This is a genomic window from Xanthomonas sp. 10-10 (assembly GCF_040182365.1).
Classification (GTDB): domain Bacteria; phylum Pseudomonadota; class Gammaproteobacteria; order Xanthomonadales; family Xanthomonadaceae; genus Xanthomonas; species Xanthomonas arboricola_F.
The window spans coordinates 2,021,261-2,042,066 of record NZ_CP144460.1 but is presented as its reverse complement, the minus strand read 5'-3'; the positions used below and the strand labels follow the sequence as shown (position 1 = coordinate 2,042,066).

Annotated in this window: 20 protein-coding genes and 1 other RNA gene; 7 read left to right on the top strand and 14 right to left on the bottom strand. The window is 66.2% G+C overall.

Annotated elements, in window-relative coordinates; genetic code table 11:
• Nucleotides 1–97: 97 nt before the first annotated feature.
• From rlmKL to VZ068_RS08680, 7 genes are all read right to left on the bottom strand, one after another.
• A complete protein-coding gene (gene rlmKL / locus VZ068_RS08710; RefSeq protein WP_349657672.1) occupies nucleotides 98–2,233 on the bottom strand; it encodes a bifunctional 23S rRNA (guanine(2069)-N(7))-methyltransferase RlmK/23S rRNA (guanine(2445)-N(2))-methyltransferase RlmL in 2,136 nt (711 codons plus the stop codon).
• 165 nt (nucleotides 2,234–2,398) lie between these two features.
• Entirely contained in the window at nucleotides 2,399–4,012 is a 1,614-nt protein-coding gene (locus tag VZ068_RS08705) for an ATP-binding cassette domain-containing protein (RefSeq protein ID WP_259165178.1), read from the bottom strand.
• A gap of 204 nt (nucleotides 4,013–4,216) precedes the next feature.
• Nucleotides 4,217–4,290: non-coding RNA, sX9 sRNA (locus tag VZ068_RS08700), on the bottom strand.
• A 234-nt stretch (nucleotides 4,291–4,524) separates the two neighbouring features.
• Nucleotides 4,525–5,484, bottom strand: a complete 960-nt coding sequence (locus tag VZ068_RS08695; RefSeq protein ID WP_349657417.1) for a class I SAM-dependent methyltransferase — start codon at nucleotides 5,482–5,484, stop codon at nucleotides 4,525–4,527.
• 162 nt (nucleotides 5,485–5,646) lie between these two features.
• Nucleotides 5,647–6,162 carry an N-acetyltransferase gene (locus tag VZ068_RS08690; RefSeq protein WP_349657671.1) on the bottom strand — a complete coding sequence of 172 codons (516 nt, stop codon included), beginning with the start codon at nucleotides 6,160–6,162 and terminating at the stop codon, nucleotides 5,647–5,649.
• Between the two features lie 44 nt (nucleotides 6,163–6,206).
• Complete coding sequence (locus tag VZ068_RS08685; protein WP_326521118.1) at nucleotides 6,207–6,734, bottom strand: alpha/beta fold hydrolase; 528 nt, start codon at nucleotides 6,732–6,734, stop codon at nucleotides 6,207–6,209.
• Nucleotides 6,731–7,222, bottom strand: coding sequence for an MOSC domain-containing protein (locus VZ068_RS08680; protein ID WP_259153693.1), 492 nt, complete (start codon nucleotides 7,220–7,222; stop codon nucleotides 6,731–6,733). Before VZ068_RS08680 ends, VZ068_RS08685 begins: the two co-directional genes overlap by 4 nt.
• 23 nt (nucleotides 7,223–7,245) lie before the next feature.
• On the opposite strand from VZ068_RS08680, the gene VZ068_RS08675 reads away from it, so the two are divergent.
• On the top strand, nucleotides 7,246–7,821 hold the full coding sequence (locus VZ068_RS08675; protein WP_259153692.1) for an N-acetylmuramoyl-L-alanine amidase: 576 nt from the start codon (nucleotides 7,246–7,248) through the stop codon (nucleotides 7,819–7,821).
• A 43-nt stretch (nucleotides 7,822–7,864) separates the two neighbouring features.
• Here VZ068_RS08675 and VZ068_RS08670 read toward each other — a convergent pair whose 3' ends face one another.
• The 4 genes from VZ068_RS08670 to VZ068_RS08655 all read right to left on the bottom strand — a co-directional run bounded on the left by VZ068_RS08670 (nucleotide 7,865) and on the right by VZ068_RS08655 (nucleotide 11,382).
• Nucleotides 7,865–8,812, bottom strand: coding sequence for a DUF1684 domain-containing protein (locus VZ068_RS08670; protein WP_349657416.1), 948 nt, complete (start codon nucleotides 8,810–8,812; stop codon nucleotides 7,865–7,867).
• Nucleotides 8,813–8,899: 87 nt separating this feature from the next.
• Entirely contained in the window at nucleotides 8,900–9,772 is an 873-nt protein-coding gene (locus VZ068_RS08665; RefSeq protein WP_349657415.1) for a sulfurtransferase, read from the bottom strand.
• Nucleotides 9,769–10,566, bottom strand: coding sequence for a CoA pyrophosphatase (locus VZ068_RS08660; RefSeq protein ID WP_349657414.1), 798 nt, complete (start codon nucleotides 10,564–10,566; stop codon nucleotides 9,769–9,771). Before VZ068_RS08660 ends, VZ068_RS08665 begins: the two co-directional genes overlap by 4 nt.
• A gap of 117 nt (nucleotides 10,567–10,683) precedes the next feature.
• Nucleotides 10,684–11,382: an FKBP-type peptidyl-prolyl cis-trans isomerase gene (locus tag VZ068_RS08655; protein WP_259153687.1), complete on the bottom strand. Its 699-nt coding sequence runs from the start codon at nucleotides 11,380–11,382 to the stop codon at nucleotides 10,684–10,686.
• A 164-nt stretch (nucleotides 11,383–11,546) separates the two neighbouring features.
• Between VZ068_RS08655 and VZ068_RS08650 the strand changes: the two genes are divergently transcribed.
• The 3 genes from VZ068_RS08650 to nth are packed head-to-tail and all read left to right on the top strand — an operon-like array spanning nucleotide 11,547 to nucleotide 13,415.
• Nucleotides 11,547–12,329, top strand: coding sequence for an enoyl-CoA hydratase-related protein (locus VZ068_RS08650; protein ID WP_349657670.1), 783 nt, complete (start codon nucleotides 11,547–11,549; stop codon nucleotides 12,327–12,329).
• A gap of 7 nt (nucleotides 12,330–12,336) precedes the next feature.
• Nucleotides 12,337–12,708 (top strand): hypothetical protein, encoded by a 372-nt coding sequence (locus VZ068_RS08645; RefSeq protein WP_349657413.1) that lies wholly within the window; start codon nucleotides 12,337–12,339, stop codon nucleotides 12,706–12,708.
• A complete protein-coding gene (gene nth / locus VZ068_RS08640; RefSeq protein ID WP_349657412.1) occupies nucleotides 12,705–13,415 on the top strand; it encodes an endonuclease III in 711 nt (236 codons plus the stop codon). The genes VZ068_RS08645 and nth overlap by 4 nt, the downstream gene beginning before the upstream one ends.
• 403 nt (nucleotides 13,416–13,818) lie before the next feature.
• Here the strand turns inward: nth and VZ068_RS08635 are convergent, their stop codons facing one another.
• The 3 genes from VZ068_RS08635 to VZ068_RS08625 all read right to left on the bottom strand — a co-directional run bounded on the left by VZ068_RS08635 (nucleotide 13,819) and on the right by VZ068_RS08625 (nucleotide 16,506).
• Nucleotides 13,819–15,378 (bottom strand): SulP family inorganic anion transporter, encoded by a 1,560-nt coding sequence (locus VZ068_RS08635; protein ID WP_259153682.1) that lies wholly within the window; start codon nucleotides 15,376–15,378, stop codon nucleotides 13,819–13,821.
• A gap of 11 nt (nucleotides 15,379–15,389) precedes the next feature.
• The gene (locus tag VZ068_RS08630; RefSeq protein WP_259153680.1) at nucleotides 15,390–16,070 is read right to left on the bottom strand and encodes a carbonic anhydrase; all 681 of its coding nucleotides are present in this window, start codon (nucleotides 16,068–16,070) and stop codon (nucleotides 15,390–15,392) included.
• A 115-nt stretch (nucleotides 16,071–16,185) separates the two neighbouring features.
• Nucleotides 16,186–16,506 carry a hypothetical protein gene (locus VZ068_RS08625; RefSeq protein WP_259154002.1) on the bottom strand — a complete coding sequence of 107 codons (321 nt, stop codon included), beginning with the start codon at nucleotides 16,504–16,506 and terminating at the stop codon, nucleotides 16,186–16,188.
• A gap of 337 nt (nucleotides 16,507–16,843) precedes the next feature.
• Between VZ068_RS08625 and VZ068_RS08620 the strand changes: the two genes are divergently transcribed.
• The 3 genes from VZ068_RS08620 to pstS (VZ068_RS08610) all read left to right on the top strand — a co-directional run bounded on the left by VZ068_RS08620 (nucleotide 16,844) and on the right by pstS (VZ068_RS08610) (nucleotide 20,738).
• Complete coding sequence (locus VZ068_RS08620; RefSeq protein WP_349657411.1) at nucleotides 16,844–18,094, top strand: OprO/OprP family phosphate-selective porin; 1,251 nt, start codon at nucleotides 16,844–16,846, stop codon at nucleotides 18,092–18,094.
• Nucleotides 18,095–18,290: 196 nt separating this feature from the next.
• Nucleotides 18,291–19,310: a phosphate ABC transporter substrate-binding protein PstS gene (gene pstS, locus VZ068_RS08615; RefSeq protein WP_349657410.1), complete on the top strand. Its 1,020-nt coding sequence runs from the start codon at nucleotides 18,291–18,293 to the stop codon at nucleotides 19,308–19,310.
• A 336-nt stretch (nucleotides 19,311–19,646) separates the two neighbouring features.
• The gene (gene pstS, locus VZ068_RS08610) at nucleotides 19,647–20,738 is read left to right on the top strand and encodes a phosphate ABC transporter substrate-binding protein PstS (RefSeq protein ID WP_259153668.1); all 1,092 of its coding nucleotides are present in this window, start codon (nucleotides 19,647–19,649) and stop codon (nucleotides 20,736–20,738) included.
• Nucleotides 20,739–20,806: the final 68 nt, after the last annotated feature.

The window sequence follows — 20,806 nt, the reverse complement described above, 5'->3', positions numbered from 1 at the left end:
GCGCCACCACGCCTTGGCCGTGCGTCCATGCAGTAACTGCGTTTGCTGGCGACTTCGCCACCGCAGGCAGCACTCCATCGGACACAACCGGCTGGGCTCAGGCCGTCAACCGCCACGCGCGATGGATGCGTGCATGGCGTTCGAAATCCGGGTCGATGGTGCGCGGGCTGATTTCCTCGCATTGCGCAAACTCGGCCACCGCCTCTTCATCCAGTTTGAAGCGACGGAAGTTGTTGGAGAAATACAGCACCCCACCCGGCGCCAGGCGTGCCACGGCCGCACGCAACAGCCGCACATGCTCGCGCTGGATATCGAAATCCTCCGCGCGCGCGGAGTTGGAGAAGGTCGGCGGGTCGCAGAAGATCACGTCGAAGTGCGCACGCTCGGCCTCCAGCCAGGCCAGCGCATCGGCCTGCACCAGCTTGTGCTTGCTGCCAGCTTGGCCGTTCAAGGCCAGGTTGTCGGCGCACCACTGCAGGTAGGTGCCGGATAGATCCACGCTGGTCGTGGCGCTGGCACCGGCTACCGCCGCCTGCACGCTGGCCACGCCGGTGTAGCAGAACAGGTTGAGGAAACGCCTGCCCTTGCTCTGCTGCGCCATAGTGCCGCGCAACGGGCGGTGATCCAGAAACAAGCCGGTGTCCAGGTAATCGAACAGGTTCACCCGCAGCAGCGCGCCGTGCTCGCGCACGTTGACGATTTCGTTGCGCTGCTCGAAACGGCCGTACTTGCTGCCGCCCTTGCCCCGTTCGCGCGACTTCAATGCGACACGCTCGGCCGGCACCTCGAACACCTCGCGCGCAGCCGCCAGCAGCTCGCCCAGGCGCCGGCGCACATCCGCCTCGGGAATGGTCGCCGGCGCGGCATATTCCTGTACATGCAGGAAGAGGCGCCGGTCGCCATCGGCTTGCTGATACACGTCGATGGCAGCGGAATACTCCGGCAGGTCCGCATCGTAGGCGCGGAAGCACTCGACGCCTTCGCGGGCGCGCCACTTCTTGAACTTCTGCAGGTTCTTGCGCAGGCGGTTGGCCACCATCTGCGCGCCTTCGCTGAGCGCAGTCGGTGCCGCCAATGGGGTACGGCGCGGCACCGCGATCGGGTCGCAGACGATCAACGCGCACTCGATCGCGCCATTGAACAGCTGGTATTTCTTGCCGGCGCGCAGCCCGGTGGCATAGGCCAGCTCGGCATTGCCGCACAGCAGGCTCGCCCGCCACTGCGGCACCACGCGCTGCAGGGTGTCGCCCAGCTTGCGATACAAGGCCGCATCGGCAGCCAGGCGCTCGTCGTACGGCGGATTGCACACCACCACGCCGGTGGCCTGCGGCGGGGACTGCAGATCGCCGACCTCGCGCACGCCGAACCAGATCGCTTCGGCCACGCCGGCTACCTGCGCATTTTCCTTGGCGGCGCGGATCGCATGCGGGTCCATGTCGCTGCCGTGGATCACCTGCTTCAGCGCGGCACGCCCGGCGCTGTCGCGATCGCGCGCCTCGTTCACCAGCTGCTGCCAGCCCTCACGGTCGAAGCCGCGCCAGCGGCTGGGCACATCGCTCCCATAGCGTTGCAGGCCGGGCGCGACGTCGGCGGCCATCAAGGCACCTTCGATCAACAGTGTGCCGCTGCCGCACATCGGGTCCAGCAAGCCGCCGCCGTCGGCATATACGCGCGGCCAGCCGGCGCGCAGCAACACCGCCGCGGCCAGATTTTCCTTCAGCGGCGCCTCGTTCTGCGCCATGCGCCAGCCGCGCCGATGCAACGGGCCGCCGCCCAGGTCGACCGAGATGGTGGCGCGGCCCTTGCGCAGCGACAGGTTCAAGCGCAGGTCGGGGCTTTCCACATCCACCGACGGGCGTTCCAGCCCCTGCCTGCGCATGGTGTCGACCACCGCGTCCTTGATGCGCTGCGCGGCATAGCGCGCGTGCGTGATCGCGGTGCCGGAGACGTGCGCGTCCACCGACAGCGTGTGGCCGACGGACAGGTGCTCGTCCCACGGCAACTCGGACACGCCGGCATACAGCGCGTCCTCGTCCGGGCAGTCGAACTCGGTGAGCGGCCACAGCACGCGGCTGGCCAGGCGCGACCACATGACGGCGCGCAGCGCGTCGCGCGGTTCGCCTTCGACATTGACGCCGGAGATGGTGGCGGTGGCCTTGCTGGCACCGAGCGTCAGCAGCTCGTCGGCAAGCAGGTATTCCAGGCCCTTGGCACAGGATGCGAAGAATTTCACGTAGGCAGGTATCGATAAGACGCTGGCGCGGCGGCGAGCGTGGGAGCAGGACAGCGGGCCGGCGCCCGGGTGGGCAGTGCCGTGGTCGCCGTGGGTGGGCCGCAAATGGTCGGCCATCGCGGCCGGCATTACCACCCCCGCCGGCTGCACGGCCCGTCGCGCGGTTCACCAGGGCGCCAGCCGCCACTGCGCCTGCCCGGTGTCCAGCCGCTGCTGCAGGCCCAACCTGTCCAGGAAGGCGGCATCGTGCGAGGCCACCAGCAACGCGCCGGTGTAGCTGCGCAGCAGCGTTTCGATCGCTTCGACCGATGCCAGATCCAGATGATTGGTGGGTTCGTCCAGCAACAGCAGCTGCGCCGGCCGGGCCCGATAAAGCGCGCAGGCCAGCGCCGCCTTGAGCCGCTGGCCGCCGCTGAGCTGACCGGTGGGCAGGTCCGCGCGCTGCCGGTCCAGCCCCAGCAACGCCAGCCGCAGCCGCTGGGCGTGCTCGGCCGCGGCAGGATCGGCATCGCGCAGCTGCGCGACGACCGAGCGGGCCGGGTCGAGCATGGCCAGGTCCTGATCCAGATAGGCCACCGGCACATGCACCTCGCACTGGCCGGACTGTGCCGTCAGGCGCCCGCCCAGCAGCTGCAACAGCGAGGATTTGCCGCTGCCGTTCGGGCCGACCAGCCCGATGCGGGGCTGGCCGTGCAGCAGCAGATCCACGCGTCGCCCACCCAGCCGCCCAGCCGCCAGCTCCACCTGCCGCAGGGTCGCCAGGCGGTGCGACGCGCCCACCGCCATTGCCGGTGCCAGCAGTGCAATGGCCTGCGGCGCCTCCACCTGGGCGGCGGCCTGCGTCACCGCCTCCGCCAGGCGCGCCTGTTCGGCCTGGCGTTGCTGCTGCAGCCGGCCAGCACTCACCTCGCTGCGCTGCCGCTGGCCCCCGAGCAGGATCGGCGCCTGGTTGGCCTGCGCGGCCGCCCGCGCCCCTCGCGCCTGGCGCTGTTGCTGGCGCATGTGCTGCTCGCGCAGTGCCTGTTCGCCGCGTGCGCGCGCCTGTTTGCGCTGGGCGAGCAGTTCGCCGGCCGCCTGTTGCTCGCCTGCGTGTTGCTGGGCGTAGTGGGTGTAGTTGCCGCCATAACTGCGCACCCCGTGCGCGGACAGCGCCAGGATGCGCTGCATGCCGTCCAGCAGCACCCGGTCATGACTGATGACCAGCAATCCACCAGTCCACGCCTGCAGCTGCGCCATCAGCCGCTGTCGCTGCGGGCCGTCCAGATGGTTGCTGGGCTCATCCAGGATCAACATGTCCGGCTGCATCAGCCAGGCACCGGCAAGCGCCACCCGCATGGCCTGGCCGCCACTCAGATGCGCGGCGGGAGCGTATGGATCGCAGCCGCCCAGCCCCTGCCGCGCAAGTGCTTCAGCGAACTCGGCGTGGGCGTTCCAGCGCTCGCCCACCCGCTCGAAATCGGCAGGCGCCACGCTCCCGGCGGCGATCCGCTTCAATGCATCCAGCAGCGGCGCCACCCCGGCCAGATCGGCGATGCGCTGCCCCGGCGTTGCGCTCACGCGCTGCGGCAGGTAATGCACGCTGCCACTGCGCACGCAGCGGCCGCTGCCGGGAGCCAGCTGGCCGGCCAGCAAACGGCCGAGCACACTCTTGCCCACGCCATTGCGCCCGACCAGGCCGGTATGGCGCTGATCGAGGTGCAGGGTCAGATCGGAAAACAGCGTACTGCCATCGGGCAGCACGAACGCGACGCTTTCCAGCGTCACCAACGGACAGGTCATCAGTGTCTCCATTGCATGCCAGGACACGTCGCGCTCCAGACGGAACGGCAACGGGTATGGCCGTCATCGCGACGGCGGCATCAATGGCGCATTGGACCAATCCTCGAATCGGGGGTGCGGTCCAAGTGTAGGCCGGTCTGCGGCTGCAGCGAAACCTTCGAGCCCGGATGCGCCGCAGGGCCGCTCGCTGCAATGGTTTAGATCGGCTAACAAAACGTGGCGAGCGGTCGTCAGGTGCGTGGGTGGCGCGGAGGAACCGGGGTGTACGGGTGGTACCTGAGCATGCCGGGCACCGGCCGCGCCCGCCTGGCGCGGAGCACAGTCGTTTTGTCAGCCGCTCTTGGCCGCAGCAAGCACCCGCCAGTGCACTAGATCACCCTGGCCGCCACCTTGCTGGCACAGCAGATCAGTGCGGTTGCGATTATCGGCGTCTGCAAGCGCGCGCCGACGCAGCGGACACGCGCCAACAACGCAGCGACACTCCACGCGGCAAGAGCGATTGGCCGCTGCCGTCAGTGACCCATCGGCTTTTGCGCAATGACCGTGGGAAAAATGCTGGCGCGATCGTCGATGAATCGCACGCTCGCAAAGCCGGCACTTTCCAGCTGCGCGCGCGTCTGCGCATGGGTGCGGAACGATGCCCAGCGCGCCTGGACGATATCGATGAAGACCTGGCTCTGCAGCACAAGCGACGCCTGGTCCAACAGCGCCAGCTTCCATGGGGATTGCGCACACAGGCTGGGCGGAGGCGTCAGGAAACTCGCCACCAGCGTACCGCCCGGCCGCAGCCTGTTGAAGAACGCGCTGTACAGCGCGACCACGCGTGCATCGTCGGGCTCGTAGAGATTGAGGCCGTTACTGGTCACCACGTCCACACTGCCTGCATCGCCCTGCGCCCAGGCATCGTCCAGACGCAGCGACAGCTGTTGTTCCAGCCCGTAGCCACGCGCCAGTTGCAGCGCACCGTCCAGCGCCTGCGGGTCCAGATCGATGCCGATCAGGCGCACATCCGGGCACTGCCGGTAATCCAGGCTCAACACGTCACCCATCCATCCGCACGGTACCGACGCGATGGTGATCCCGGGCCGCAACAAGGCCTGCAATTGCGCACGGAAGATGCCGAACCGCTCGCGGGTTGCAAGCACGGCCGGCGTCTTCTCGAAAATTTCGTACTCCAGTGCCGGCGTGGTGTCTTGCGGCAGGGTGCCCGCCTGATAGGTGACCAACCGATGCGTCCACTCCGCATTGAGCCCGCGATTGCGCAACAGGAACCGGCCCAGCTCCATCGTCCACAGCGCATCGACCAATTGCAGCAAACGCTCCACCTCGGCAGCAGAACGGCTGGCGTCCTGTCGCAGTCGCGACCTGATCGACGCGAGCAGGGTCGCATCGTCGTGCAAGGCATCGCCTGCGTGCGAAATCAGGCGCGCAGGCGGTGCGGTTGGCGGCACCGGTGGCTCGTCACGTTGCATCTTTCACCTCGGCAAGCGTCAATCGCTGGTGCCGACCATGGTGACGATGGCGGCGCTGCGCTGCGGCCGGAAGCGCGATGCAGGGTGCGGCTGAGCGAACGGGCGCGGCGGTGCGCGCGGGGTTGCGACGACACCGGGCACGCGTGTGCGGCGCAGCGCGACTCAGCCCAGACCGAATGCCGGGTGGTAGGCCACGTCGGCCAGCGGCAACAGCCGGTCCCCGAACGCCAGCGCCTGCAGTTCCGATACGGGTGCATCGGGCACGCTCAGGCCCGGCTCGACAGCAAACCCGAACCGGCGGAAAAAACCGGGTTCGCCAAAGACAACGCATCCCGCCGCACCGCGCTCGCGCAAGGTGGCCAGGGCTGCGTGCACCAGACGGGTGCCCAGGCCCTGGCGCTGGTGGCCCGGGCCCACCGCCAGCGGCCCCAGCGCGAACCAGCCGGACGAGCCGGACGAGCCGTCGGACAGGCTCACCGGCGACACCGCCAGATGGCCGACCACATATCCATCGTGGTCGGCGACCAGTGACAATGCCAGCGCATCGTCCTCGCGCAGCGCGGCGATCACGTGCTGCTCGTCATGGCGGCTGTGCTCGGCGCGCATGAACGCCACCATGGTCAATACCTCGATGGCTGCTGCGTCGCCGTCGCTGGCTTCGCGGATCAGTACCGCCATCGGCGGCTCGGACTGCGCGGGCGGCATGTCGTCGGCCTCGTGCATCACAGGCGCTGCAACAGCTCGGCAAACGCGCTCGCTGCCGTGTCCACATGCGCAGCAAGATCGTGCTCATCGTCGACCAACAACAGCCGCGCCCGACGCGCCTGCGCCCAGGCGATGACGTCTGCGGCAGGAATCAAGGCATCGCGCCAGGCATGCACCACCGAGGTCGGCACCGGTGCGGCGTCCAGCGCCGGCAACGGGCCCATCGTGGTTGGCGGCACCATCAGGAACAGTCCGCGCGTCGGCACCTGCAGGGACACCTGCGCGGCGATATAGGCGCCCAGGCTGGACCCGACCAGCACCAACGGCCCCTTGCCTGCGGCGTCGCGTGCGATCTGCAACAGGCGCTGCAGGCGTCCGCGCACGTCACCGAGCGGGCTGACGTCGCGTTGCGCGTCCAGATCGGTGAAATCCGGGCGCTCGTGGGTCCAGCCCAGGCGGTCGGCAACCTCGGCCAATGCGCTGACCTTGCGTGCCGCAGGGCCGCTCTCGAACCCGTGCGCCAGAATGCAATGGCCGCGGCTCATAGCGCCTGCACCGTATCGCCAACACGCAGCACACCGCCCCGCAAGACGCGCGCGCACAACCCGCCGTGTCCACGCATCGCGTTGTAGCCGCCAGCGCCCAGCGCGTCTTCCATGCGCGAACACGGGTCGCACGGGTCGGTGCCTTCCAGCTCGACATCGCCGATGCGAAAGCGCCGCCCTTTCAACGCGATCAGCGGAATGCCCGACACCACCAGATTGCGCCGCAGCGTGGCCGGCGCGATCGCCGCGTGCCCTGCCAGCGCCGCGATCACCGGCAGGTGCTCGGCCTGGATCAAGGTGATCCCACGCTTGCCGCTGCCGCCTTTGTAGCGATCGCCCACCAGCCCGGTGCCGGTGGTGGCCTGTGCGGCGTCCACCTCCAGCATGTCTACATCACGCGCAGGACGCACGCCGATCCAGGTCACCTGACCGGTCTGCGGCAGCGTCGCCATCAATTTGCCCAGCGGGCTGTCGGGATTCAAAGCCATCGGGCAATGCTAGCATTCGCTTCATGTCCGATGCCGTCCTGCCGTCGCCGCCGATCACCTACGCGCCGTTGCCTTATCAATCGCGACTGGCCCGCCGCCGGCTCGAGCACATCGACATGGTGGTCATCCACTGCACCGAACTACCGGACATGGCGATGGCGCGCGACTACGGCGAGCGCGTGCTCTACGACAGCGGCACCGGCAACAGCGGGCATTACTACATCGATCGCAACGGCAGCATCCAGCAGTACGTGGCGCTGGAGCGCGTGGCGCATCACGTGCGCGGCCACAATCCCCACACCCTGGGCATCGAACTGGTCAACAGCGGCCGCTATCCGCACTGGCTGGACTCGCGCCATCAGGTGATGCACGAACCGTATCCGGACGTGCAGATCGCCGCACTGGTCACCTTGCTGCAATGGCTGCAGCAGCAGCTGCCATCGGTGCGTCGCATTGCCGGTCATCAGGAACTGGACACCACCCAGGAAGCGGCCAGCGACGATCCCGCACGCAAGATCCAGCGCAAGCTCGATCCCGGGCCGTTGTTTCCATGGCCACGGATCGAAGCGGCGATCGGCTGGGCGCACGCATTGCGTTGAGGGCGCAGCTCACGCGTCGGCAACGCCCCCAATACTCGATCGATCAGGGGTCCAGGGCGCGATAGGTTTTTTCGCCGGCATTTACCGCCACCGCCAGCCGGTTTTCCGGTGGCGCGATCGGGCAGACCACGTGCGGGGTGAACGCGCAGGGTGGATTTTCGGCGAGATTGAAATCGAGCAGCACACGGCCATCGCGCGGCATCGCCGTGAACAGATAGCGCGCGCCACCATAACTTTCCTTGCCGCTGGTGCGATCGGTAAACAGAAAGAACAGGCCGCTGCCATCGTCCTGCGCGATCGCCTGCAGATGGTATTCCTGACGACTGCGGGTAAAGACCGCCTCGCCCGGAACCTGGACCGTCAATGGTGTGCCGATGGATGTCAGCAGGGTCACCGAGCGAGGCATGGCATACGGCTGCCAGCGTGCATCGACCCGCCAGTGCGGATCGATCGGAAAATACTCAAACCCCTGAAATGCGTTCAACGCCGGCGCTGACTGGTCGCGAAAACGCCAGCCAAACAACGTGCCGGTCTGCACCAGGTAGAACTGACGCTCGCCCACGTCGAGCCGGTCGCCACGCTGGTCCGCGCGCTCCGGTGTCAGGCCGACGTCAAGCACAGGCTGCCCGTTCAACCGCACCGCCGCTCCGGCCGCCGCCTTGAAGCGCGCGTGCCCCTGCGCATCCAGGCTCAGCTCGCCCAGCTGTGCGGGGCCGGCAGGCAGGACGAGATCGCTGCGCAGATCGCTGCCCACCTGATACCGACCTGCACGCACGCGGCCGGAGCCGGTGTAGCTCAGCCAGCCATCGGGGGCGCGCACCTGCGCCAGCCGCTGCGCGCGCGCACGTTCCAGCGCGAGCCGATACAGCTGCTTATCGGTCGTCGAACGCGTGGAGACACGCACATCGCCGGCATCACCAGAGCTTGCCGAACACGCAGCCATCGCCATCACCGCGACGCACAAGGCGCCCTTCTGCAACTGCAACCGCATGCATCCACCCACCACTGCAAGAAACTGCGCTCCGCGCAGCGAGCCTGCGTCCCCACAGACCACCATTCCTGCCAGTATTGTGCCTGATCAGGAAGCGGTCGCGACCGGGCGCGCCGGATCCTGCAACCAGCCGCTCCAGGAACCGGCATACACGCGCGCACCTGACAGGCCAGCCACTTCCAACGCCAACAGCAGATGGCAGGCGGTCACGCCCGACCCGCACATCACCACGGCCTGCTCGGGCCGGTACGCGCCCAGCAATGCAGACAGCTCGGCACGCAATTCGTCGGCCGGCTTGAAACGGCCATCGCGGATGCTCAGACCCAGCGGGCGACTCACCGCACCAGGCACATGCCCGGCAACCGGGTCGATCGGCTCCACCTCACCCCGAAAGCGCTCGCCTGCGCGCGCATCCAGCAGCCAACCCGGAGCCTGCCCCAGTCGCGCCAGGATCTGGTCGGCGTCCACCACGGCATCGGCGTCGAAACTGCCGGGGTACGCAGCGCCGTCGTGTACTGCCGGCGGCTCGGTGGTTTGCGCCAGACCGGCGGCGCGCCAGGCGGCCAGTCCGCCATCGAGCACCGCCACGCGGCGATGCCCCATCAGCCGCAGCATCCACCACGCGCGTGCGGCGGCCATGCTGCCATCGCCGGCGTCGTAGACCACCACCTGACTCTGCGGATCGATGCCCCACGCACCCAGGCGCCTGGCGAAGTCGGCGCTGCGCGGCAACGGATGGCGCCCTTGATCGGCACGCGACAGGTCGGCCAAGTCGTGATCGAGATCGACGTAATGCGCACCGGGCAGATGCCCCTGGGCATACGCCTTGCGCGCCGCCTGGGGGTCGGGGGCGGTCGGCGGCGCGGCGCGCGCGTCGAGCAGCCGCAGCTGTGGGTGCGTCAATGCTGCCGCCAGGGTGGCGCTATCGACCAGCGTGGTCCAGTTCGGATCGGCACTCATGCAACCTGCTCCAGGCGACGACGAAGATTGAGAAGAATGGCCGCGGTGGCGCCCCAGATACGCTGCCCGGGCCAGGCGTACTCGAGCACGCGACGTGGACGGCCGCGGAACTCAAGCTCCACGCTGCGCAGATTGTCCGGATCCATCAGATAGGCCAGCGGCACCTCGAAGATCTCGGCCACTTCCTCCGGTTGCGGCACGGCCACGAACGCAGGGTCGATCACCGCCACCACCGGCGTCACCCGAAACCCGCTCACGGTCAGGAACGGATCCAGATATCCCAGCGCATGCACCTGCTGCGCGCCCAGCGCGATCTCCTCGCAGCTCTCGCGCAACGCCGCCGCTGCCGCGTCGGCATCGGAGGGCTCCATCCGCCCGCCCGGGAAGCTGACCTGCCCGGCATGGTGGCGCAGGCTGTCGGTGCGCCGGGTCAGCAGCACCATCGTGCCCTGCTCGCGCGGCACCAGGCCGCACAGCACCGCCGCTTCGGCGGATGCGCACCCTTCGCTCAGGTCGATCAATTCGGCATGGTTCCAGCCTGGGCCGTCGGGTGCGGTGTCCAGCGGATACAGCGCCCGGCGCAACTGCGCGTACTCGGGCAGCGCCGCCATCAGCCCGCGTGCAGGCAACACGGTATGCAATAACTCCTGGCGTTCGGCGTCACTCATGCTCATCCAGCGTGCGATTTCATCCAGGCTGCGCAAGCAGCCGACACAGTGCGACTGCGCGTCCAACGAACATACACCGATACACGGGCTGGGCAGATCCCCGCGATTGGAATCGGTGTCGCTCATCGCTCGTTTCCGCAGACGCGGCGTGGATGTTTCATCGGCTTCTTCAGGCAAGTCGGCCAGGCCAAAACGACAACGCCGGCCTGGTGGCCGGCGTTGTCAGTGCAACAGCAAGCGCAATTACTTGACGCTGACCAGCTTGATCTCGAACTGCACGGCCACGTTCGGCGGGAACGGCGTACGCGGGTCGGCGCCATAGGCCTGATCCGACGGCAAGGTCACTTCCCACTTGGAGCCGGCCGGCATCTGCAGCAGGGTTTCGCGCATGGCCTTCATTTCGACTTCGCTGACCTTGATGGCCGGGATCTGCTGGGCCGGACGCGCCTTCTCGCGGTCGCCGAAGGGGAACGGACCGGCCACTTCCAGCTGCACGGTGCTGGCCTGGGTCGGCTTGGCGCCCTTGCCCGCCTCGATCACGCGGTACTGCACGCCGCTCGGCAGCGTCTGCACGCCGGCGGTGCCCTTGTTCTTGGCCAGGAATGCGTCGCTCTTGGTCTTGTTGGCAGCGGCGGCCTTGTCGTACTCGGCCTTGGCCTGCTGGGCACGGCCCTGCTCGCGCTTCTGGAACGCTTCGACCGCCGGCTTGAGCTGGTCGGCGGTGATCGCCGGCTGCTTCTTGGCATAGGCGTCCTGCAGACCCTTTACCACCGCGTTGATGTCGAGCTGCTCGCCGCGACCGGTGAGCTCGGCAAGGTTATTGCCGTAGTCGTAACCGAAGTAATAGCTCAACTTGCCCTTTTCGGACGTCGTGTCCTGGGCCAGTGCATTGCCCGTCAGGGCCAGGGCCGCCACAGCGACCGCGATAGAACGCAACTTCATCAAACAATTCTCCAGGGTGGTGGCACAGGACGGGTCTGCCGCCTGAGATGACGCGCTAGGATAGCGGCCGCGATACCGAACCGCTACTTATCACGAAAGCTATGACCAGCAAGGCTTTCGGAAGTTCCGTATTTACTATTTTTTTACGTTCGCAAGGGTTTGCCATGTCCAATGACGTCATTCTGATCGCCGATCACGCCAGTGTCCGGACCATTACGGTCAATCGGCCGGACAAACTGAACGCATTGAACCGCGACACCATGCTGGCGTTGGACCAGGCGTTCGTGGACGCGGCCGATGCCGACGATGTGCGCGTGGTGATCCTCACCGGCGCCGGGCCCAAATCCTTCGTGGCCGGTGCGGACATCGCGGAAATGAGCGATCTGTCGGCGATGGACGGCCGCGAATTCTCACTGGTCGGCCAGCGTTTGATGCGCCGGATCGAGCGCATGCCCAAACCGGTGATCGCCATGGTCAACGGATTTGCGCTTGGCGGCGGGCTGGAGCTGGCAATGGCCTGCCATCTGCGCATCGCCGCGTCCACCGCCCGCCTGGGGCAGCCGGAAATCAATCTTGGCCTGATTCCCGGCTTCGGCGGCACCCAGCGCCTGTTGCGCCTGACCGGCCGTGCCGCAGCACTGGAGCTGTGTCTGCTCGGCATGCCGATCGATGCAGCGCGCGCCGTGCAACTGGGCCTGGTCAATCGCGTCGTCGAACCGGACGCCTTGCAGGAACAAACCCAGGCCTTGGCCCAACGCCTGGCCAGCGCCGCGCCATTGGCGTTGCGCGGCATTCTGGACGCGGTCGTGTTTGGCGGCGAATGCGGCATCGAAGAAGGCCTGCAGCTGGAAACCGCGCAATTTGCGCTGCTGTTCGCCAGCGAAGACATGCGTGAAGGCACCCGCGCGTTCCTCGACAAGCGCGCCGCACAGTTCCACAACCGCTGAGCCCCCGATGCCGAACGCCCCCATGCCGACACCGCGCGCACTGGCCTTGCACCTGTTCGACTGCGTGCAAGCGGACGATCTCGATCGCGCACTGCAGCTTGGCCTGATGGACTACCAGCCCGACCCGCACCTCGATGCAGCGGACGCACCGGTGGTTGCAACCCTGCGCGCCGCACAGCAACGCCTGCACGCTGCATGGGCCGCGCGCGAACGCTATCGCGCACGTGCCGCGCGCCTGCAACGCCGCGCCGCCGAGCGCGACGCGCGGCGTGCACCCGCACCGGCGCCCAGCCAGCCGGCAGCGGCTGCGTTGCCGCCGTTGGCCGCGGCGATTCTGGCACGCGCCAAGGCCAAGGCAGCCGGAGGCACGCAGCCTTGAACGTTGCACAGACGACCCCGCCGGCACGCCGCGGCAGCACCATGCGCAAGCCTGAAATACAGGAAATGTTCGAGCGTCTGCGCGAACTCAATCCGCACCCGACCACCGAGCTGGAATACACCACGCCGTTCGAATTATTGATCGCGGTGTTGCTGTCGGCGCAGGCCACCGATGTCGGCGTCAACAAGGCCACCCGCAAGCTGTATCCGGTCGCCAATACCCCGCGCGACATTCTCGATCTTGGCGAAGAAGGGCTGAAACGCTACATCGCGACCATCGGCCTGTTCAACGCCAAGGCCAAGAACGTCATCGCCACCTGCCGCATCCTGCTCGAGCAGTACGGCGGCGAGGTGCCGCACGATCGCGCGGCGCTCGAAGCCCTGCCCGGCGTCGGCCGCAAGACCGCCAACGTCGTGCTCAACACCGCATTCGGCGAACCGACGATGGCCGTGGACACGCATATCTTTCGTGTCGCCAACCGCACCGGCCTTGCACCGGGCAAGGATGTGCGCGTGGTGGAGGATAAGCTGGTCAAGGTCATTCCCGCGCAGTTCCTGGACGATGCGCACCACTGGCTGATCCTGCACGGCCGCTACGTCTGCAAGGCGCGCAAACCCGATTGCCCGGGCTGCGTGATCCATGACCTGTGCCGCTACCGGGACAAGACCCCGGCGCCCGCCGAACGGCCGTCAGCGTCGACGCGCTGAGCCTGTCCAAGCGCAGCCAACGCAACGATGCCCTCACCGCCAGGCGGGCGCCGCCAGTGCCCATTGCGGCTGCGGCGGTGCCACTCGCGCATTCCGGCATTCCGGTCCTGCGCCAGCCACATCCACCGCGAGACTCTCGCCGCGCTTGTTGAGCCGCTTCAAGCGCACATGGCGGACACGCTGTAGCACAGCCATCACCCCCAAAACAGCGACACACGGGCCCGCGTTCGCCCCCTGGTGCCGTCAAAACAACCTAGTACCGTCAACGCAAAAGCCGTTGCGATTCCCGATTCTCGAATCCCGCCAAAAAAAAATCGTGACCGGATGATGCGTCTTTCGGCGCCATGCATCATCCGGTCACGACAGCTGTCACCCGGCGCGAACGCCGGGCGTTTGTCACTGATTACGCCGCTTTGCGCGGTTCGTCTACCGGCACGCTTTCCACGGTCGGCTGACCTTCGACGCGTCGGTCCAGTTCCTTCCAGTCCACCACCAGCTCGCATCCGCGCGAAGCCGCATTCCGGCTCCAGTCGCGCAGCAGTTCGATGCAGGCATGGTCGACGTGATGCAGCTTGGCCACGTCCAGATGCAGCGCGGTGTTCGGCGGCACGCTCTCCAGCGTCCGCGCCATTGCCGGCACTTTCAGGAACGTTGCCGAACCCTGCAGGGTCAGGTGCATTTCGTCCTTCTTGTCGGCGTGCTCGCGCACCTCGACCTTCAGGCGCGAGGAGTGCAAGGCCAGACGGAACAGCGACAGGCCGAAGCCGATCAGCACGCCGGTCAGCAGGTCGGTCGCCACGATCGCGAAGGTGGTCGCCAGATAGATGGCCGCAGTTCCACGACCGTAGGTCGCCAACTCCTTGACCTGACCGATCTTGATCATCTTCACACCGGTATAGACCAGGATGCCGGCCAGACAGGCCACCGGCGTCATCCGCAGCAGCCATGGCAGCAGCATCGCGAACACCAGCAACCAACCGCCATGCAGGATGGTCGACGCACGCGTGGCCGCACCGGCCTGCACATTGGCCGCACTGCGCACGATCACGCCGGTCATCGGCAACGCGCCCAGGAAGCCGCACAGCATATTGCCCACGCCCTGCGCCGCCAGCTCACGGTCGTACTGCGTCCGCGCACCCTGATGCATGCGATCCACCGCCGCCGCCGACAACAACGTTTCGGCACTGGCGATGAAGGCGAAGGTCACCGCCGACACCAGCAAGGTGTGATTGAACACGCCGAAGATGTCGGAGATGCTGGGGATGCTGATCGCCGAGAACAGGTTGCTCGGAACGTCGACACGATTGACGTCCAGGCCCTGCAGCTGCGCCGTCGCGGTGACCGCGACCACTGCGATCAGGGCACCCGGCAAGAAGCGCAGACGCTGTGGACGCAACTTGTCCCAGGCCAGGATGATGCCGATCGTCGCCAGACCCACGAACAACGCCGTGCGGCCGGTGCCTTCGCTGACCGCCTGCCACAACACGGCAGGCAATGCGGCGAAGTTCTCCAGGCCACGCGCCTTGGGCGCAGCATCCATCAACACATGCGCCTGCGATGCCACGATCAGGATGCCGATGCCCGACAACATGCCGGCCACCACGGCCGGCGATGTCATGCGGAACCAGACGCCAGCCCGGCACAGGCCGGCCACCAATTGGATCGCACCGGCCACCAGAATCACCGGACCAAGCGCGGCAGCGCCGTGCTCACGCACCAGTTCGAACACCAACACAGCCAGGCCGGCGGCCGGACCGCTCACCTGTAAAGGAGAGCCCGCCAGGAAGCCAACGACCAGCCCACCGATGATGCCGGTGATCAGACCTGTGGCCGGCGGCATTCCGGACGCGATCGCAATACCCATGCACAACGGCAGCGCGACAAGAAAGACCACGACAGACGACAACAAATCACGCCCGAACAGTCCCTGACGGAAATATCCGCCGATACCTGATGTGTTCATGATCGACTCCGTCAGGCGAGTTCAGCGCGAACGACTTGTTGCAGTCGCGGGCGCGGGGTGGCTTCGGGAGTGTTCTCGCCCAGCAACGGACGGAAGCCACCCTTCTCTGCATCGAAGGCGCGGATATCGCCATGGGCGATGTCGTAGATCCAGCCGTGGATGCGCAAGGTGCCAGCCGCAAGACGCGCTGCGACCACCGGCTGCGTGCGCAGATGGTCCAGCTGCGAGACCACGTTCTCTTCAGTCATGCAGCTGAGCGCATCGTGGCTGGCCGGGTCGTGGCCGTGGTGGGCAGTGACATGCCGGGCGGCATCGGTGTGCTTGAGCCACGCCGCCACAGACGGCACGTCTTCCAGCGATTCCGGCTTCAGCACGGCCTTCATCGCGCCGCAGTCGGTGTGACCGCAGATCACGATGTGACGCACGCCCAGAACGGCGATTGCGTATTCGATTGCCGCAACCACGCCGCTGACATGCTGGGAATACGGCGGCACCACGTTGCCGATATTGCGGTAGACGAACAGTTCGCCCGGCTGCGCGGAGAAGATCAGCTCCGGCATGACGCGCGAGTCGGCGCAGGTGATGAACAGGGTATGCGGGCTCTGGCCGCCGGCCAGCTCCTGAAAGAGCGCACTCTGGCGCGGATACACTTCCTTACGGAAATGACGAAAACCTTCTAGCAAACTTTCCATGGGAGATTCCTCTAGGCAACGAATGGCTATCCGCGGCGCAAACCGCGAATTGCAAAGACAAACAAATCAATAGGAAGTCCGGCGCGCAACGCACCGGGTACAGCGACAGCGTGGATCAGCCAAGCAACGCGTTTGGAGGACGCAGTTGCGGGATCAGGTCGCGTTTTTGATTTGCCGGCGCGTGATGCGCGTGCCAAGAAGGGGAATACCGCGCCAGCATCGGCCATGCTTGGGAGAGCAAGGGGATATCGTCTGCAGGCTGTGTATCGACTTGGCTTTGTGTATCGCCTTCGTCCTGCGGATCTTCTGCTGCATCACGTTCTTCACCAGCATCCACCATCACCGCCAAGCCATCGCCCACCAACGCATTGTGGATGCGCGTGTGTGCATTGGCTGCCGACCACGCGGTGAGCGCGAGCAGGCAGACCAACAGCAATTGGAGGAATCGAGGAAACATGGCCTCGAAACTAACAATTTAGAAGCTGCATGCGCAAGTGGTGCGTTGCACAAGCTGACACATACGTTCAGCGGGGAGGAGCTGCGGTTCAGGTCGCCATGCCGGACGACCGCGAAAGCAGCCAATTGAGCGTGACGCGGCGCACTGTCACATGGCAGCGCCGTTCAGATTTTTGACACACGGTGACACAGTCTAAACACACGTAAAGTCTTGTCTTTATTGACAAAAATCGTTTATGACGATTCCGTTGTTTTGTCACATTAACGCAACCTTCACGCCATAGCCTGCGCCCACTTCCTCATGTCGCAAGGCATCTATGAAACTCGCTCCCACCCTGCTTGGCTCGGCCCTGTTGCTGGCACTGAGCGCGCCTGCCGCGCATGCCGAAATCGCCATCGATATGATCGGCGGCTCGGAAATCTCGCTGGAAGGCCTGGTCCAGGCCGACGGCAACTGGTTCCACAACGATGTACAGGACCTCAATGGTCCGATCGGCGCCAATGGCGACAATTCCGAATTCAGCATCCGCCGCGCCGAGCTGGTGCTCAAGGGCAAGGGCCCGGGCAACTTTGAATGGGTGGCCGGGTACGACCCGAGCGTGCTGAAGGAGGTCACCATCCGCGGCACCACCATCCGCAGCACCGGGCGGTTCCTGGACAACAACGTCAAGTACAAGTTCGGCGGCAACGCCAACACCTATCTGCAGATCGGTCAGTTCAAGCAGCCCAACAGCCTGGAAGAACTGTCCAGCACCAAGAACAACGACTTCGTCTCCAAGGCGTCGGTGACCAACACCTACGGTATCTCGCGCCGGCTGGGCGTGGCGTACGGCATGGGCGACAACAACTGGAGCGTCACCGCCAGCGCGTTCGGCCGCGAACTGACGCGTAACCAGGCGCATGGCAGCGGCTACGGCGCGCGCGGCACCTGGGCGCCGATCAACGAAAGCGGCAACGTGCTGCACTTTGGCCTCAGCTACCTGGGTTACGACACCGACGACGACACCCTGCGCCTGCGCGCACGTCCGGACGCCGACCTCACCACCATCCGCCTGATCGACAGCGGCGCCATTACCAATGTCGATCGCGTGGGTGTGGCCGGTGCCGAGGCGATGTGGGTCACCGGCCCGTTCAAGCTGCAGAGCGAGTACTTCCAGGAAAACGCCAAGCGCATCGGCAACAACGCGCAGGACTACAAGAGCGACGGTTGGTACGTCAGCGGCGTGTGGAACATCACCGGCGAAACCTGGGGCTACAAGGCCGGTGTGCCGACTACCCCGCTGCCGAACGAACCGGCATCGGGCCTGTGGCAGCTGGCCGTGCGCTACGACACCCTGGATCTCAACGATGGTCACCTGATCGCCAACGGCAACACCCCGTTCGTGGATGGCGTGCTCGGCGGCAAGATGAACGTGTGGACCGTCGGCGCCAACTGGTACTGGCGCTCCAACTTCAAGTTGGCGCTGGACTACGCGAAGGTGGAAAGCACCCGTTACAGCAGTGCCACGCGCGGCCTGGTCGATGACAACCCGTCGATCATCGAAGCGCGTGCGCAGTTCTATTGGTAAGCGTCTGCGTCCCTGGCCACCGTGTGCGCTCGCCCGAGCGCATGCGGTGGACGGATCCGCCTCGACGTGTTGCAGCGCGCACTTGCCCGGGGCCATCTTGTTTCTGTCATCTCTCCGACACCTCACGGTCATGCCCTTGCCCTGCAATGGCGCCACCGCGGGACGTCGCGATCCCTACCTTCTCTGGAGCTGTTCCGTGACCCATTCCTTCAAGACCCGTCTGGCCGTCGGCATGCTCGCCGCCTCGCTGGCTTTGTGCGCCCAGGCTGCCGATGTCACCGGCGCCGGTGCGTCCTTCATCTACCCCGTCATGTCCAAGTGGTCGGCCGACTACAACGCCGCTACCAAGAAGCAGGTCAACTATCAATCGATCGGCTCGGGCGGCGGCATTGCCCAGATCAAGGCGGCCAGCGTGGACTTCGGTTCCTCCGATGCCCCGCTGAAGCCGGAAGAGCTGGCCGCTGCAGGCCTGGCGCAGTTCCCGTCGGTGATCGGCGGCGTGGTGCCGGTGGTCAACGTCCCGGGCATTGCCGCCGGCGCGCTCAAACTCGATGGCAAGACCCTGGGCGACATCTTCCTGGGCAAGGTCAGCACCTGGAACGATCCGGCCATCGCCGCGCTCAACCCGGGCGTGAAGCTCCCCGAAGGCAAGATCACCGTGGTGCACCGCTCCGACGGCTCGGGTACCAGCTTCAACTTCACCAACTACCTGTCCAAGGTCAACCCGGACTGGAAGAGCAAGGTCGGCGAAGGTACTGCCGTGCAGTGGCCGACCGGCATCGGCGGCAAGGGCAACGAGGGCGTGGCTGCCTACGTGAAGCAGATCAAGGGCGGCATCGGCTATGTCGAACTGTCGTATGCGCTGCAGAACAAGATGGCCTACACCGCGATGAAGAACGCCGCCGGCAAGTTCGTACAGCCGTCCGATGAGACGTTTGCCGCCGCGGCCAACAGCGCCGACTGGGGCTCGGCCAAGGACTTCTACCTGGTGATGACCAATGCCGCCGGCGACAACGCCTGGCCGATCACTGCCACCAACTTCATTTTGGTGCAGAAGAAGCCGAAGAACGCCGCTGGGCTCAAGAACACCCTGGAGTTCTTCCGCTGGGTCTACAGCAAGGGCGATGCGCAGGCCAAGGCGCTGGACTACGTGCCGCTGCCGGACAGCCTGGTGACGCAGATCGAAGGGTATTGGGCCAAGAACCTGCCGCACTAACCGCAGGCAGCGAGGTTGCCGCATGCATCGCCAGGTGCATGCGGCTGCCGTCGAACACGGTGATTGCGCACAAGCACAGGCTTGGCGTGCTCCACCAGGCCGGACTGACACCTGCGTGTCACGTTGACTGGCCACTCTCAGCAAGACAGGAACGACGCCGTCTCTCTCCCCGGCGTCGGAACCGGGACGCGGGTCTCGGGGGGTGCGACGCCCTCCGCGATCCGCGTCTTTTTTTGTGATGCCTCTTCTAAAAGGCACTGTCATGCGGGTGTAACAAAAACATCATTTCATAGCGTGGTCTGCCGGACACCCGGCCAATCCAGCCTCGGAGCTTCCATGAAACTGCAGTCGGCCAGCCTGACCGCCCTGTCCCTCACCATCGCCCTTGCCCTGGCCGCGTGCTCGCCCGGCAAGGACGCGCAGTCCGGCGATGCCGCCAAGGGCGCTCCCGGCGCAGGCGCCACTGCCAGCGACAGCAAGGCCGCGGAAATCTCCGGTGCCGGTGCGTCCTTCATCTACCCGCTGGTGTCCAAGTGGTCGGCCGACTACAACGCTGCGACCGGCAACAAGGTCAACTACCAGTCGATCGGTTCGGGCGGCGGTATTGCCCAGATCAAGGCGGGCACGGTGGATTTCGGCTCGACCGACAAGCCGCTCGATAGCGCCGAACTGCAGCAGGCCGGCCTGGGCCAGTTTCCGTCCGCCATCGGCGGCGTGGTGCCGGTGGTCAACCTGGAAGGCATCGCCCCGGGCAAGCTGCGCCTGACCGGCGCGCTGCTGGGCGACATCTTCCTGGGCAAGGTCAGCATGTGGAACGACGCGGCGATTGTCGCGGCCAACCCGGGCGTGACCCTGCCGGCCACCAAGATCAATCTGGTGCACCGCTCGGACGGTTCGGGCACCACCTTCAACTTCTCCAACTACCTGTCCAAGGTCAGCCCGGAGTGGAAGAGCAAGGTCGGCGAAGGCACCTCCGTGCAGTGGCCCGGTGGCGTCGGCGGCAAGGGCAACGAAGGCGTGGCATCGTACGTGCAGCAGATCAAGGGTTCGATCGGCTACGTCGAGCTGGCCTACGCGCTGCAGAACAAGATGCCGTACACCTCGCTGCAGAACGCTGCCGGCCAGTGGGTGGAGCCGAATGCAGACAGCTTTGCCGCCGCTGCCGCCAGCGCCGACTGGGCCAATGCCAAGGACTTCAACCTGGTGATCACCAATGCGCCGGGCGAGAAGGCCTGGCCGATCACCGCCACCAACTTCATGCTGATGCACAAGCAGGCCAAGGACGCGGCGCGCAGCAAGGCGACGCTGGACTTCTTCAAGTGGGCGCTGGAGAACGGCCAGGCCCAGGCCAGCGAGCTGCATTACGTGCCGCTGCCGCCGGAGCTGGTGAAGCAGATCCAGGCCTATTGGGGCAGCGAGTTCAAGTAATGCCTGCATCCCGCCTGCACGGCGGGCTGCGCGGCGGTGAGGTGCCTGCGGGCGCCTCACCGTTCCTG